The organism is Vreelandella piezotolerans (assembly GCF_012427705.1).
GTDB classification, from domain to species: domain Bacteria; phylum Pseudomonadota; class Gammaproteobacteria; order Pseudomonadales; family Halomonadaceae; genus Vreelandella; species Vreelandella piezotolerans.
In genome coordinates, this window is sequence record NZ_CP048602.1 from 528,305 (window position 1) to 542,450 (window position 14,146).

Sequence of the window (14,146 nt, forward strand, 5' to 3'; positions counted from 1 at the left end):
AGGGAAGTCGTAATACGTTAAATGTCGCGTTTTAGTGTCGAAAACAGTGTTCGATGTAAGGTATCCTATCGTATACCTTGCTCACGCTAAAGCGCGAGGAGGCATTCTTCCCTGTTTGCCGCTGACCTGAAGAGATCGCCATGGCCCGTCCTAGACAGCATGCGCCCGATGCCCTCCACGCGCAGGTCATGCACGCTTGTGATGAGTGGTTGGCTAAGCAGCCAGTCCATGGTTTATCACTACGTGCTCTGGCCAGAGAGGTGGGCTGCGCGCCCAGTACGCTGCTAAAACTCTACGGCAGCTTTAACAATTTATTGCAGCACGTCAACGTAGAAACCCTCGCACGTTTGCAGCACACCATCACGAGTTTGGCTGAAGACGATCCCGAGCCCTGGCTGCGTTCTCTGGCGCATGCTTACTGGCGGTTCGCCGAGCAGGACTGTTATCGCTGGCAGCTGTTGTTCGACTATCCGCTGGCTCAGGAGGGTGAGCTGGACCAGCGTCAGAGCGATCTCATCGAGGCGCTGTTTACGCAGGTAGAAACCTCGTTAAAGCAGTATCAACCCGTTCTAGACGACTTGGAAGCGCGTCGTCTAGGCCGCACGCTCTGGGGCAGTGTACATGGCTTGGTGCAGCTTGGCTTGAATGAGCGGCTTGGCTATTGGCAGGGTCAGCAACTCAAGGTCGATGAACTCTTGGAGCAGCTCATGAGCACGGTGCTGGCTGGGTTGCGTCACCGGGGTGCCACGACGTGACATGGGGGATCAAGACCACCCGTTGCTTATTACGCCGTGTCATTTACCTGGCCATGCGCGGCTGTTATCGGCTATCTGTACACGGTCAATTCAATGTTCCCAAGCAGGGGGCGGCGCTGGTCGTGTGCAACCATGTGAGCTTCATGGATGCACTGGTGCTGGGCGGTGGAAGCCCCCGCCCGCTGCGCTTCGTGATGGACCAGCCTATTTTTGAATCCCGCTGGCTGAAGTGGTGGTTCCAACTGGTGGGGGCGATTCCGATTGAGTCGGAGCGCCACAGCCCCGGCGCGCTGCGGCGCACCCTGGATGAGGTGAGCAGGGCGCTGCGCCAGGGAGATATCGTCATGGTATTTCCAGAGGGGCGCTTGACCCCCGATGGGGAGATTCACACCTTCCGTCGTGGTCTCGAAACCATCCTCGCGCGTGACAATGTACCGGTGATTCCTGCCGGGCTGGCGGGACTATGGGGGTCGTGGACGTCCCACTACGGCGGCAAGGCGTTGAAAAAGTGGCCCTCCCGTTTTAGGGCGCCAGTGAGCCTGCATTTTGGCCCACCCATCGCCGTCCATGAGGTCGAAGGCGTCGCGCTAAGGCGTTTTTTAGAGCAGCGAGTTAGAGCATTGAAAGCCGCGGGCGACAGCGACATCGCTCGGCGCCCGTCGAAGCAGGCGGATTAACGGCGGGGCAGGCGTAGTTTTTGCCAGCAACGTGCCGATGTGATCAAGTTGTCGCGAATCTCCAGAATTTCCATCCGTGTATTGCCGATTTGCAGGCAGGCAGGGCCTTCTGGGAACGCCTCCAAGTGTTCGAGAATCAGCCCGTTCAGCGTCTTGGGGCCGTCGGTGGGTAGCTGCCAGCCAAGCATCTTATTGATCTCGCGGATATTCGCCGTGCCTTCGATGACATGGCTGCCGTCGTCCTGCTGATGAATTTCGTCATCTTCGGAAACGTCGGTGGTGAACTCGCCGACGATCTCTTCGAGAATATCCTCCAGCGTCACCAGGCCCTCTACATCGCCGTACTCATCCACTACGATACCGATCCGTCGCTTCTGCTTCTGAAAATTCAGCAGCTGGGTATGCAGTGGCGTGGACTCGGGAATGAAGTAGGGCTCCCGCGCTTCTTGAACGATGGCGGCTTTAGTCACCTCGCTGCGGGATAAAAAGCGCGCAGCGTTACGCAGGTGCAGCATGCCAATGATGTTGTTGATATCGCCCTTATAGACCGGTAGGCGTGTGTGCTGGCTGGTCCGGATCTGGGTCAGAATGTCTTCCAGCGAATCGTCCAAATCGATACCCAGCACTTCGTGGCGGGGCACCATGATGTCGTTCACCGTCACATTTTCGAGGTCCAGAATCGATAGCAGCATGGCGCGGTGGCGGTAGGGGATTAGCGTGCCCGCTTCGTGCACCACGGTGCGCAGCTCGTCACGGGTAAGATTGTCGCCGCCGTTATCGACGCTTTTGACGCCCACCAGGCGTAGCAGGCCGTTAGACATTACGTTGACCAGCCATACCAAGGGGTAGAGCAGTTTGAGCAACGGTTCCAGCGCAAAGGACGTGGGGTAGGCGATGCGCTCTGGCTTGATGGCTGCGTACGTCTTGGGCGTCACTTCCGCAAAGATCAGAATAGTGATGGTCAACAGCGCGGTGGAGATGGCGGGGCCCGATACATCGCCAAAAAAGTGAATGGCGATGATGGTGGCAATCGAGGCTGCCAGGTTGTTGACGAAGTTATTGCCAATGAGGATGACGCCAATGAGACGATCGGGCCGGGTGAGCAGGCGCATGACACGCTTGGCTCTGCGGTCGCCGCTGTTGGCCTGGTGGCTAAGCCGGTAGCGGTTGATCGACATCATGCCTGTTTCAGAACTTGAGAAGAAGGCAGACAGCAAAATGAGTAAGGCTAGCAGGCCGAACAGTAACCCCAGGGGGAAGTCGTCGCTCAAGTCGAAAGTTCCTTTATGGCGTATGAAGCTCGATTTGTAGAAGGATGCCAGTAGCGTGTCAAGCATGCCGCCAGGGCTGCTTGACCGCAATGCCCGCAGGCTTAGCGGTTAAGCAGAATTTCCAGCACGAATTTACTACCAAAGTAGGCCAGCAGCAGTAGAGCACAACCGCCGAGTGTCCAGCGTACGGCGCGCATGCCACGCCAGCCAAACCGGTAACGCCCTACTAAGAGCGTAGTAAAGATGACCCAAGCGCCCAGCGATAGCACCGTTTTATGCACCAAGTGCTGGGCAAAAAGATTATCGAGGAAGATAAGCCCGCTGATGATCGATAGGGTGAGCAGCACGATGCCTGCCCACACCAGCTCGAACAGTACGCGCTCCATGGTGGTCAGCGGTGGTAGCGACTGAACGATGCCGCGAATATGGTGATGACGCAGCGCCTGATTCTGCAAGCCCACCAGCACCGCCTGAACTGCCGCAATGGCCAGCACGGCAAAGGCCAGTGCAGAGCTTACCGCGTGGAGCAAGATGCCCGGCGTCAGGCCGCTATGGCTACCCTGGCTGGGTAGCCATGTCGCCGCGATCAGCGCAATACCGGCCAGCGGAAAGAGAGCAATACCGGCATTCAGTACCGGTTTGAAGAGGCTGGCGACGAGCACCACGTTGACGGCCACCGCCATCAGTAGCGTGGCGCTGGTGGTAAATCCGGGGAGTAGTCCCGGAGATGCACCCACTAGTTTGACGACGACGGGGATGTGGAGCAGTAGGCCGAGTGCACCCAGCAGGCGCACCATCCCCTGGCGAGGTGGCACCCGGCGAAACAGCGTCATGCCCTGCCAGATGGCAGCGGCGACATAGAGTACAAAAGCGATCGTGGCGAACGGGAGCGCCTGCATGATGCTATCCATGCGCCTTGCAGCGCGTTGTTGAACAATAGGGCCAAATCGGCGACAACGTTTGCTGAGGGGCAACTTGCCAGCGCGCCTCAGGCTTTCTCCGTTCCCTCTAGAACGGCTACCCTACTATAACCAATCAAAGCGGCGTCGCACAGCCGTCGAGCGCCAACGCTGACGGCCATGGAGACTCAAGCCGCGAGCGCGTATAATTGCCGCCACATTCGTCCGGTGAATACGCCCGGCGACAGCGACGGAGGCAGAGGCCCCATGTTTCAGAATCTGAGTGAGCGTCTTTCCCAGACGCTGAAGTCGATCAAAGGCCAAGCACGGCTGACCGACGACAATATTAAAGACACCCTGCGCGAGGTGCGCAAAGCGCTGCTGGAAGCCGATGTGGCGCTTCCGGTCGTTAAAGCGTTCATCGAACGGGTACGCGAGCGCGCCGTAGGTCAAGAGGTGTCAAAAAGCCTCTCGCCAGGTCAGCAGTTCGTCAAAATCGTCCAGCAAGAGCTGGAAGCGATCATGGGCGAGGCCAACGAGGGCTTGAGCCTGAAGGGCTCGCCTGCCGTGGTGCTGATGGCGGGTTTGCAGGGGGCCGGTAAAACCACCTCCGTCGCCAAGCTGGCCCGCTACCTGCGTGAGCGCGAGAAGAAAAAGGTATTGGTGGTGTCGGCAGACGTCTACCGTCCAGCGGCTATCGACCAGCTCGAAACGCTGGCGAAAGAGGTGCAGGTCGACTTCTTCCCCTCGCGCTCTGATCAAAAACCGGTCGATATCGCCAATGCGGCCATCAAACACGCCAAGATTCAGTTCCACGACGTGGTGCTGGTGGATACCGCCGGTCGCCTGGCCATCGATGAAGCGATGATGGCGGAAATCCAGGCGCTGCATAAGGCGATCTCCCCCCAGGAAACGCTCTTCGTCGTCGACGCCATGACCGGCCAGGACGCGGTCAATACCGCGAAAGCCTTCCACGATGCGCTGCCGCTGACCGGTGTCATACTGACCAAGGCGGATGGCGATGCGCGCGGCGGTGCCGCGCTCTCGGTGCGCCATATCACCGGCAAGCCCATCAAATTCATGGGTGTGGGCGAGAAAGTCGATGCCCTCGAGCCTTTCCATCCTGACCGGGTCGCGTCGCGCATTCTGGGTATGGGCGACATGCTGTCGCTGATCGAAGAGGCCGAACGCACCGTCGATAAAGACAAGGCCGCGAAGCTCGCCAGCAAGGTCAAGAAAGGCGATGGCTTTGACCTGGAAGACTTTCGCGACCAGCTCCAGCAGCTCAAGAAAATGGGCGGCATGGGCGGTTTGCTAGGCAAGTTGCCCGGCATGGGACAAATGGCCGAGCTGGCGCAAGGCCCTGGTCCTGAAAAAGAGCTGGGCAAGCTGGAGGCGCTGATCAACTCCATGACGCCCCACGAACGCCGCAAGCCCGATATCATCAACGGCTCTCGCAAACGGCGTATTGCTGCTGGCGCAGGCCTTCAGGTGCCCGATCTAAATCGCCTGCTCAAGCAGCATAAGCAGATGCAGAAGATGATGAAGAAAGCGGGCAAGAAAGGCGGCATGCAGAAAATGATGCGCGGTATGTCGGGCATGATGGGCGGCGGTGGTGGTCCGGGTGGCCCCGGCGGCATGGGGGGTATGGGTGGCCCTGGCGGCTTACCCTGGCGCTAGTACCGCCTGGAGAGTGCGCTTGAGCGCGTTCGGCATGGTTGACGGCCTGTGAGTTTTCTGGCTATCAGGCTTTCCAAGCCGGGCGCATTTGCGTAGAATGCGGCCTCTTCATGCGTGGGTGTTGGGAAAATGCGCGTCAGCGTGGTCTCCGACACTGCCCAGTGAAGGTCCTGATGGAGTCTCGCCAACGCTTTGATAAGCAGGCGGTGCGCCAAGAAAACAGTATGACGAGTGTTCTGATAGCGGCTTGCGCTATGTCCCACTCGCGTAACCTCAACCGAAGGATAGTTATCGTATGGTTACCATTCGTTTGGCACGTGGTGGCGCCAAAAAGCGTCCCTTTTATCACCTGACCGTGACCGACTCTCGTAACGCCCGTGACGGCCGTTTCATCGAGCGTATCGGCTTCTTCAACCCGGTCGCCCGTGGTCAAGAAGAACGTCTGCGCGTCGATCTGGATCGCGTCACTCACTGGCAGAGCCAAGGCGCCCAGCTGTCTGGTCGTGTTGCCGAGCTGGTCAAGGAAGCGCGCAAACAGGCGTAAGCCTGTCGCACGCTGTAGCAATCGATGCTGTTGTAGCGGGAGTGGTCGTCGATGACGCGTTTCAATACTGGCCATACTGACGACACGCATGTGGTGCTTGGTAAGCTCACCAGCCCTCACGGGATCAAAGGGTGGCTAAAGGTGTACTCCTATACCAATCCCATGGACAGCATTCTAGAGTACCCCGAATGGTGGGTGCGCCAAGGGGAAACCCTCACGCGCATGACCGTCTTGCAGGGGAGTCGGCAAGGCAAAGGGCTTGTCGTGCAGCTGAAAGGCGTGGATGATCGAACGGCAGCCGAAGGGTTGGCCCAAGCGGACATCCTGATGCCCAAAGAGGCGCTGCCCGAGCTTACCGACGACGAGTATTACTGGCATGAGCTCGAAGGCCTTACCGTCTTCACTCGGTCAGGCGAACGGTTAGGGCAGGTCAGCTACCTGTTCGAGACCGGCGCGAACGATGTCATGGTGGTACGCGGTGATAACGACGCAATCGACAAGCGCGAGCGGCTGTTACCCTTTTTGCCCGATGATGTGATCGTTGAGATCGACCTGGAAGATGGCCGTATGGTGGTCGACTGGGATCCTGAGTTCTGATGAGCCAAGACGCTTTGAACGAACAGCCAGCGGACGATCCAGCGGTGCTCGAAGAGGACGCGACAGACGTACCGGCGATGTGGATTGGCGTGGTATCGCTGTTTCCCGACATGTTCGATGCGATAACCCAGCAAGGTGTGATCGGTCGAGCGGTAGAGAAGCAGCGCATTGCCCTTGAGTTCTGGAATCCGCGTGATTATGCCACCGACCGCCACCGCAGCGTGGACGATCGCCCCTATGGCGGCGGCCCAGGCATGCTGATGAAGGTAGATACGCTCCGAGCGGCTATCTTTGATGCGCGCCAACGTGCCGAGCAGGCCACCGGCCTGACGCCAACGGTGATCTACCTGTCGCCCCAAGGGCGTCGGTTGGATCAGCAGGGTGTTCAAACGCTCGCGTCGGCAGGCCCGCTGGTCGTGGTCGCCGGGCGCTACGAAGGTATCGACGAGCGTGTGGTGGAGAGTGACATCGATGAAGAGTGGTCGATTGGCGACTATGTGCTGAGCGGCGGCGAGCTGCCCGCGATGGTGCTGATCGACGCAGCGGCAAGGCTGGTACCCGGCGTGCTGGGCCACCAGGATTCCGCTATCGAAGACTCGTTTAACGACGGTTTGTTAGACTGCCCGCACTATACCCGTCCTGAAGTGATTGACGGGCGCCGAGTGCCTGACGTGCTGCTTAGCGGAAATCATGCAGCCATCAAGCGCTGGCGGTTGAAGCAGTCGCTGGGGCGTACCTGGCAGCGTCGTCCTGATCTGTTGGCAGGACGTACTCTTAACGCCGAGCAGCAAACGCTGCTAGACGAGTTTATCGAGGAATACGCTTTGTCCTCTACGGCGGTTGCCCGCCCGTAGCACAAAGCGGCGGTGCAGGACGACGACAGCCGTGCGTACCTGCGTCACCCATAACGACTCCCGCGTAGCTCGCTTCGAGCGCCGGGATCACGGTTTGCCCCTTCCACGACTGCGTGGCAAGCCATTACGTTATTTAGGAGTATGAAGATGAGCAGCAAGAACAAGGTGATCCAGGCGATCGAAGCCGAGCAAATGAGCAAAGAGATTCCTGCTTTTGCACCGGGCGACACCATCGTCGTTCAGGTTAAAGTAAAAGAAGGCACTCGTGAGCGTCTGCAGGCGTTTGAAGGTGTGGTCATCGGTAAGCGTAACCGTGGCCTGAACTCCGCTTTCACCGTGCGTAAAATCTCCCACGGTGTTGGCGTCGAGCGTACCTTCCAGACCTACAGCCCGCTGGTAGACTCCATCGAAGTCAAGCGTCGCGGTGACGTTCGTCAAGCCAAGCTGTACTACCTGCGTGAGCGTAGCGGTAAGTCGGCGCGTATCAAGGAAAAGCTGGCTTAATCGCCACTTTTTCTCGAGCGCCTGGCGCTCGGATACGGAAAACCCCGTCACCGCTTTGCGGGGCGGGGTTTTTGTTTATGGCTTTGCAATGAGACCGTTAGCCGATGAGCGTGATCGATGCGTATCTGGATGCTCTGTGGTTAGAGCAGGGCGCCAGCGACCATACGCTAGCGGCCTACCGTCGTGATTTGACCGCTTGGCAAGAGCAGCTCGAGCGCGATGATGAAACGTTGCTCACGGCGTCCCCCGCGCGGTTTGGCGCTTGGATGGAGCAGCGCCGCGAGCAGGGATACCAGCTGCGCAGCAATGCACGGATGTTGTCGTCGCTACGCAGTTTTTATCGCTGGGCACGACTGTATGGTCATATCGACAGCGACCCGCTGGCCAACGTGTCGCTCCCCAAAGTGCGCCCCAGCCTGCCCGATACGTTGGAAGAAGACGAAGTCGAGCGTTTGTTGCTAGCCCCGGATGTGGGCACGCCGCTGGGTGTGCGTGATCGCACCATGCTGGAGCTGCTTTACGCCTGCGGGCTACGAGTGTCGGAGCTGGTCGGGCTGACCGGCGACGCGATCAACCTGCGCCAAGGCGTGGTGCGGGTACGCGGTAAAGGCGATAAAGATCGCCTGGTGCCCATGGGGGACGAGGCCGCTGCTTGGCTGGCACACTATATCGAAACGGCGCGGCCAACGCTGATGCAAGACCCCACACGCCCGGCGCTGTTCCCTGGTCGAGGCGATAAGGCCATGACGCGGCAAACGTTTTGGCATCGTATCAAAGCCCATGCCATCACGGCGGGCATTGCTCGGCCGCTTTCTCCTCACACGCTGCGCCACGCCTTTGCGACCCATTTATTGAATCATGGGGCGAATTTGCGGGTCGTACAGTTGCTGTTGGGTCATAGTGACCTGTCCACCACGCAAATTTATACCCATGTTGCCCAGGCGCGCCTGGAGCAACTGCATGCTGAACACCATCCGCGAGGTTAATCAAAGAATGCACCTACGTATGCCGACCGTTGCGAAATCCTGTGTTCCCTGGCTGGTGCTGGCGAGTAGTTTAATCCCTGCGGCTGCCTTCGCCGATGACGTGGCCGAACGCTTGGCTGACAGCTTGCAGGTGAACGGCCAGCCAATGCCGGTAGAGCAGGTGAGCGCCACGCCGATGGAAGGGATCTACCATGTACGCCTGGAGAGTGGTGAGTCGTTTTACGCCAATGCAGACGGTAGTCATTTTTTGGTAGGGGACCTTTATCAAAACGGGGATAATGGGCTGGTGAATCTGACCGAGCAGGCTCGCAACCAAGAGCGCGCAGCGGCGCTAGCGGCGATTCCCGAGAGCGAGCGCGTCGTGTTTAGAGCCATCGATGAGCCCAAGGCCACGGTGGTGGTATTTACCGACCCTACCTGCCCCTACTGCGAGCGCCTTCATGAGACCATTCCCGAGCTCAACGAGCGGGGAATTGCGGTACACTATCTCGCCTTCCCGCGGGCCGGGATGGGCAGCGGTGCCGCCGAGACCTTGCAGCAGGTATGGTGCTCCGACAACCGTAGCGAAGCGATGAATCGGGCCAAAGAGGGCCAGACGATCGCCGCTTCGGCCAGCTGCGACAATCCGGTGGCCGATCAATACGCGCTGGGGCAAGCGCTAGGGGTGCAAGGCACGCCCGCGATCATCCTGCCCGATGGGCAAATGGTGCCTGGCTTCGTGCCCCCCGAGCGGCTCGTGGCCATGTTAGGCTTGGAAGACGAATAACGTCACATGAGTGACGAACGAACACGCTGAGACACTGATTCAAGAAGCGGCACCTGCGGGTGCCCAACATGAAAGGGGACGTATTTTGAAACCGGTAAGAGTAGGCATTTGTGGGTTAGGTACTGTCGGTGGTGGCACCTTCAACGTATTGACGCGCAACGCGGACGATATCAGCCGCCGTGCAGGCCGCCCGATCGTGATCGAGCAGGTAGCCCACCGCAGTATTCATCCCGACTGCGACATTACCGGCATCAAAGCGACGACCGACGTGTTCGAAGTCGCCAACAACCCCGATGTGGACGTACTGGTCGAGCTGATTGGCGGCTACGATATCGCCCGTGAACTGGTGCTCACCGCGATTGCCAACGGCAAACACGTGGTCACCGCCAATAAGGCGCTGATCGCCGTCCACGGTAACGAAATTTTCCGTGCCGCCCATGAAAAGGGGGTGATCGTCGCCTTCGAAGCCGCCGTGGCGGGCGGCATTCCGGTCATCAAGTCGCTGCGTGAAGGTCTGGGGGCCAACCGTATCGAGTGGGTGGCCGGTATCATCAACGGCACCGGCAACTTCATTTTGACCCACATGCGCGACGAAGGCCGTGCCTTCGAAGACGTGTTGGCCGAAGCCCAGGCGCTGGGCTATGCCGAAGCCGACCCGACGTTCGATGTGGAAGGCATCGATGCGGCGCACAAGCTGACCATCCTGGCTTCCATTGCCTACGGTGTGCCGCTGCAGTTCGAAAAAGCCTTCACCGAAGGGATCTCCCGCATTACCGCCGAGGACGTGGAGCAGGCCGACAACCTCGGCTACGTCATCAAGCATCTGGGGATCTCCAAGCGCACCGATCAAGGGTTAGAGCTGCGTGTTCACCCCACGCTGATTCCCAAAGAGCGTCTGCTCGCCAATGTACACGGCGTGAAAAACGCCATTGCGGTGATGGGCGATGCGGTTGGTCCCACGCTCTATTACGGCGCGGGTGCCGGTGCCGAGCCTACGGCGTCAGCCGTGGTCGCCGATCTGCTGGACGTGGCGCGGGACATTGCCACCGACCACCACTACCGCGTGCCTTATCTGGCGTTTAGCGGCATCGACGAAGACGTTAGTCAGCTGCCGATCATGCCGATGGAAGAGATCACCACGGCGTACTATCTGCGCCTGCTGGCGGTGGACCGTCCTGGCGTGCTGGCCCGCGTGGCCACGATTTTGGCCGAGCAGGGCATCTCCATCGAGGCACTGATTCAAAAAGAGGCCACCGAAGGCGAACTGGTGCCGATCATTCTGCTGACGCATCGCACCAAAGAGAAGCAGATGAACGAAGCGATCCGTGAGATCGAAGCCATGGCGGATATTGCAGGCCCCGTCACGCGAATTCGCGTGGAAAGCCTGGACGAGGGAGAGTAACCGATGCGCTATATCAGCACGCGTGGGCAAGCGCCCGCGCTCTCTTTCGAAGAGGTAGTGCTCACCGGCATGGCTAGCGACGGCGGTCTTTACGTTCCGGAAACGCTGCCCGAATTCTCCAAAGAGGAGCTGGCCAGCATGGCCGGGCTCTCCTACGCCGAGATCGCCTTTCGGGTGATGAAGCCGTTCGTCAACGGTGAGATCGATGACGAGACCTTCCGCCGTCTGGTGACCGAGGCGTATGCCACGTTCAACCACGACGCGGTGGTGCCGTTGAAGCAGCTGGATGCCAGCCACTTCCTGCTGGAGCAGTTTCACGGCCCGACACTAGCCTTCAAGGACGTGGCGCTGCAACTGCTGGGACGACTGCTGGACCACTTCCTGAAAAAGCGCGGTGAGCGCGCGGTGATCATGGGGGCCACGTCCGGGGATACCGGCTCGGCGGCCATCGAAGGCTGCCGCCACTGCGACAACCTCGATATTTTCATTCTGCACCCCCACAACCGCGTCTCCGAAGTGCAGCGTCGCCAGATGACCTCGGTGCTTGCCGACAACGTCTTCAACATCGCCATTGAGGGCAACTTCGACGACGCCCAGGCGATGGTCAAGGCCAGCTTTGCCAACCAAGACTTCTTGAACGGCACGCGGCTCGTGGCGGTGAACTCGATCAACTGGGCGCGCATCATGGCCCAGATCGTCTACTACGTGGCCGCTGGCGTGGCGTTGGGTGCGCCCCAGCGGGAAGTGAGCTTCTGCGTGCCCTCGGCCAACTTCGGCAACGTCTTTGCAGGCTATATGGCTTACAAGATGGGCCTGCCGGTGAAGCAGTTCATCATCGCCACCAACGCCAACGACATTCTGCACCGCACGCTCGCGGCCAACGACTTCTCCAAGAAAGAGCTGGCAGCCACGCTGGCGCCTTCCATGGATATCGTCGTGTCGTCCAATTTCGAGCGCCTACTGTTCGATGCCTACGACCGCGACGGGGCCGCCGTGGCCGCGCTGCTGGAGCGCTTCCAGCAAGCGCCCACCGCGCTTGCCGATGCGCCGCTGGCCAAGCTGCGCGAGAAGTTCGCGAGCTACAGCGTCGATGACGAGACGATCCTGGAAGTGATTCGAGAAGCGCATCATCGCACCGGGGAAATTCTCGACCCGCACACGGCCACTGGCTACCGCGCGGCCGAGCGGGCGCGTGTGGATACCACCACACCGATGATCACCCTGGCTACCGCGCACCCGGCAAAGTTCGCCGAAGCCGTGGTGAAAGCGGGCTTCCAGGGCGTACCGCTGCCGACCCACATGGACGACCTGCTGGAGCGCGAAGAGCGCTACACGGTGTTGCCCGCCGAATTGAGCGCGGTCCAGCAGTTCGTTGCTGACAACCGCCGCTGAGGTGATATGACCCAGGTGTCACCCCTTTCTCAGCAGAGTCACCATCCCCGCTTAGAGCCTCGTCCCCTGGACGAGGCTGTCTATTTACGTGCCCAGTCAGAAGGACTGAGCGAGCTGCAGGCGCGGCTGTTGGCCTCCCGGCTGCCAGGCTATACCGGTGAGTTGGCGCCGCTGGTGTCACCGAGCCTGCGCTATCTCGTCCATCCTGAAAAACTCGCCGATGGCCCTCGTGCGGCGGAGCGCGTTGCTCAAGCGGTCGCCGAGGGCGAGTCTATCGGTATTCTGACCGACTACGATGTGGATGGCATCACCTCCCACGTGGTCATTCGGCGCACGCTGGTCGAGCTGTTTGGCGTGCCCGAGCACAAGCTGCACAGTTTGATTGGCCACCGTATTCACGATGGCTACGGCATCAGCCTGCCGCTGGTGGATCGAACGCTGAGCTTAAAACCGCTGCCGACGCTGGTGATTACCGCCGACTGCGGCAGTTCTGACGAGCCGCGCATTGCGCGCTTGAAAGCAGCGGGTATCGATGTGGTGGTCAGCGACCACCACGCGCTGCCCCTGGAGGGCCCGCCGCCCTCGGCCTACGCCTGCGTGAACCCGACCCGCGGCGACTGCGCTTACCCGGATAAAACCATTGCAGGCTGCATGGTGGCGTGGCTTCTGATGTCACTCGCCCGCAGTGTACTGGTGGAGTGGGGCGCGCTGCCCGAGGCCACGCCGAAGCTCTCGCCGTGGCTCTCCTACGTGGCGTTAGGCACCGTGGCGGACTGCGTCTCGCTAGGCGGAAGCCCCGCCAATCGGGCGGTGGTCAGCCATGGCCTGACGCTAATCAACCGCATGGACGCCGCCTGCTGGCGAGCCATGGCCGCGCGCTTAGGGGCCGACAGCGTGCCCTTCAATGCCGAAACACTGGCGTTTCAGATGGGGCCGAGAATCAACGCTCGCTCACGATTGGACGACCCCTACGCGGCACTTCACTTCATGCTGGCCGAGAGTGACGGCGTCGCGAACCGGCAGCTCGAGGTGCTCGATCAGGATAACCAATCGCGCAAGGCCATCGAAGCGGATATGGCCGAGGAGGCGCGGGCGCTCGCCGCACCTGCTTTGGAGGCCAACGAGCCTGCCGTCGTGGTGCTTCTGGAAGATGGCCACCCCGGCGTGCAGGGCATCGTCGCCTCGCGGCTGGTCCAGGCCTACGGGCGTCCAGCCGTGGTGCTGACGCGGGCAGCGGCACCTAATATGCTCACCGGCTCCGGGCGCTCCATCGAGGGGCTGCACCTAAGGGATGCCCTGCAGCGCACCTTCGAGCTTGCGCCCGAGGCGCTGCCGCGCTTCGGCGGGCACAGTGGTGCCGCAGGCGTCGGCGTGCCGCGGGAGCAGCTCGATACCTTCAAAACGGCGTTTTTGCAGGCGGTGAGCGAGCAGTTGGGCGATACACCGCTCTACCCGCGTCTGTGGACCGATGGCGAGCTCTCGACTGCCCAGCTCTCGTTGGCCACGCTGGAAGAGATCGAGACCTTGGGCCCCTACGGGCGGGAGTTCGATCCGCCGCTGTTCGAAGGGCGCTTTATCGTCGAGGCGTTACGCCCCGTTGGGGCGGAGGGTTCACACCTAATGATGGAGCTCTCCATGGGAGCGGTGACCCGCAAAGCGATTTGGTTTCGCGCTCTCACGCCGGGGGAGCTGCCCTCGTTTGGCGTGGGCGACACGCTGCACTGCGCGTACAAGCTCAATCGTAACCGCTGGCGGGGACGCGAGTCGCTGCAGCTGATGGTGGAGCACGCTAGCCCCGTTTAACGCTCTCCGCTATCCT

General features: G+C 60.4%; 14 protein-coding genes. 12 read left to right on the forward strand and 2 right to left on the reverse strand.

Annotation, left to right across the window (positions count from 1 at the left end):
• The first annotated feature begins 140 nt into the window (after positions 1–140).
• Positions 141–755, forward strand: a complete 615-nt coding sequence (locus GYM47_RS02430; RefSeq protein WP_139528271.1) for a TetR/AcrR family transcriptional regulator — start codon at positions 141–143, stop codon at positions 753–755.
• A complete protein-coding gene (locus GYM47_RS02435) occupies positions 752–1,432 on the forward strand; it encodes a 1-acyl-sn-glycerol-3-phosphate acyltransferase (RefSeq protein WP_139528272.1) in 681 nt (226 codons plus the stop codon). Before GYM47_RS02430 ends, GYM47_RS02435 begins: the two co-directional genes overlap by 4 nt.
• Here GYM47_RS02435 and GYM47_RS02440 read toward each other — a convergent pair.
• Both GYM47_RS02440 and GYM47_RS02445 read right to left on the reverse strand, forming a co-directional pair.
• A complete protein-coding gene (locus GYM47_RS02440) occupies positions 1,429–2,703 on the reverse strand; it encodes an HlyC/CorC family transporter (RefSeq protein ID WP_139528273.1) in 1,275 nt (424 codons plus the stop codon). The two genes, GYM47_RS02435 and GYM47_RS02440, sit on opposite strands and share 4 nt — an antisense overlap.
• 101 nt (positions 2,704–2,804) lie before the next feature.
• Positions 2,805–3,602, reverse strand: a complete 798-nt coding sequence (locus GYM47_RS02445; protein ID WP_139528274.1) for a cytochrome C assembly family protein — start codon at positions 3,600–3,602, stop codon at positions 2,805–2,807.
• Between the two features lie 267 nt (positions 3,603–3,869).
• Here GYM47_RS02445 and ffh point away from each other — a divergent pair, with 267 nt between their 5' ends.
• The 10 genes from ffh to GYM47_RS02495 all read left to right on the forward strand — a co-directional run bounded on the left by ffh (position 3,870) and on the right by GYM47_RS02495 (position 14,130).
• Positions 3,870–5,282, forward strand: coding sequence for a signal recognition particle protein (gene ffh / locus GYM47_RS02450; RefSeq protein ID WP_139528275.1), 1,413 nt, complete (start codon positions 3,870–3,872; stop codon positions 5,280–5,282).
• A gap of 295 nt (positions 5,283–5,577) precedes the next feature.
• On the forward strand, positions 5,578–5,826 hold the full coding sequence (rpsP, locus tag GYM47_RS02455; protein WP_009098555.1) for a 30S ribosomal protein S16: 249 nt from the start codon (positions 5,578–5,580) through the stop codon (positions 5,824–5,826).
• Between the two features lie 51 nt (positions 5,827–5,877).
• The gene (rimM, locus tag GYM47_RS02460; RefSeq protein WP_139528276.1) at positions 5,878–6,423 is read left to right on the forward strand and encodes a ribosome maturation factor RimM; all 546 of its coding nucleotides are present in this window, start codon (positions 5,878–5,880) and stop codon (positions 6,421–6,423) included.
• Between the two features lie 77 nt (positions 6,424–6,500).
• On the forward strand, positions 6,501–7,277 hold the full coding sequence (gene trmD / locus GYM47_RS02465) for a tRNA (guanosine(37)-N1)-methyltransferase TrmD (protein ID WP_153843507.1): 777 nt from the start codon (positions 6,501–6,503) through the stop codon (positions 7,275–7,277).
• A gap of 147 nt (positions 7,278–7,424) precedes the next feature.
• Entirely contained in the window at positions 7,425–7,781 is a 357-nt protein-coding gene (gene rplS / locus GYM47_RS02470) for a 50S ribosomal protein L19 (protein ID WP_054640811.1), read from the forward strand.
• A 104-nt stretch (positions 7,782–7,885) separates the two neighbouring features.
• The gene (gene xerD / locus GYM47_RS02475) at positions 7,886–8,767 is read left to right on the forward strand and encodes a site-specific tyrosine recombinase XerD (protein ID WP_139528277.1); all 882 of its coding nucleotides are present in this window, start codon (positions 7,886–7,888) and stop codon (positions 8,765–8,767) included.
• Positions 8,742–9,533: a DsbC family protein gene (locus tag GYM47_RS02480; RefSeq protein ID WP_139528278.1), complete on the forward strand. Its 792-nt coding sequence runs from the start codon at positions 8,742–8,744 to the stop codon at positions 9,531–9,533. Before xerD ends, GYM47_RS02480 begins: the two co-directional genes overlap by 26 nt.
• An 85-nt stretch (positions 9,534–9,618) precedes the next feature.
• On the forward strand, positions 9,619–10,935 hold the full coding sequence (locus GYM47_RS02485) for a homoserine dehydrogenase (protein ID WP_139528408.1): 1,317 nt from the start codon (positions 9,619–9,621) through the stop codon (positions 10,933–10,935).
• A 3-nt stretch (positions 10,936–10,938) separates the two neighbouring features.
• Complete coding sequence (gene thrC, locus GYM47_RS02490; protein ID WP_139528279.1) at positions 10,939–12,327, forward strand: threonine synthase; 1,389 nt, start codon at positions 10,939–10,941, stop codon at positions 12,325–12,327.
• A gap of 6 nt (positions 12,328–12,333) precedes the next feature.
• Positions 12,334–14,130: a single-stranded-DNA-specific exonuclease RecJ gene (locus GYM47_RS02495; protein WP_153843427.1), complete on the forward strand. Its 1,797-nt coding sequence runs from the start codon at positions 12,334–12,336 to the stop codon at positions 14,128–14,130.
• The last annotated feature ends 16 nt before the right edge of the window (positions 14,131–14,146 follow it).

Excerpts from the sequence above, each read along its gene's own strand:
- rpsP (WP_009098555.1), top strand. The coding sequence starts at position 5,578 with ATGGTTACCATTCGTTTGGCACGTGGTGGCGCCAAAAAGCGTCCCTTT.
- GYM47_RS02430 (WP_139528271.1), top strand. The coding sequence starts at position 141 with ATGGCCCGTCCTAGACAGCATGCGCCCGATGCCCTCCACGCGCAGGTC.
- GYM47_RS02480 (WP_139528278.1), top strand. The coding sequence starts at position 8,742 with ATGCTGAACACCATCCGCGAGGTTAATCAAAGAATGCACCTACGTATG.
- thrC (WP_139528279.1), top strand. The coding sequence starts at position 10,939 with ATGCGCTATATCAGCACGCGTGGGCAAGCGCCCGCGCTCTCTTTCGAA.
- trmD (WP_153843507.1), top strand. The coding sequence starts at position 6,501 with ATGTGGATTGGCGTGGTATCGCTGTTTCCCGACATGTTCGATGCGATA.
- GYM47_RS02495 (WP_153843427.1), top strand. The coding sequence starts at position 12,334 with ATGACCCAGGTGTCACCCCTTTCTCAGCAGAGTCACCATCCCCGCTTA.
- GYM47_RS02445 (WP_139528274.1), bottom strand. The coding sequence starts at position 3,602 with ATGCAGGCGCTCCCGTTCGCCACGATCGCTTTTGTACTCTATGTCGCC.
- xerD (WP_139528277.1), top strand. The coding sequence starts at position 7,886 with ATGAGCGTGATCGATGCGTATCTGGATGCTCTGTGGTTAGAGCAGGGC.
- ffh (WP_139528275.1), top strand. The coding sequence starts at position 3,870 with ATGTTTCAGAATCTGAGTGAGCGTCTTTCCCAGACGCTGAAGTCGATC.
- rplS (WP_054640811.1), top strand. The coding sequence starts at position 7,425 with ATGAGCAGCAAGAACAAGGTGATCCAGGCGATCGAAGCCGAGCAAATG.
- rimM (WP_139528276.1), top strand. The coding sequence starts at position 5,878 with ATGACGCGTTTCAATACTGGCCATACTGACGACACGCATGTGGTGCTT.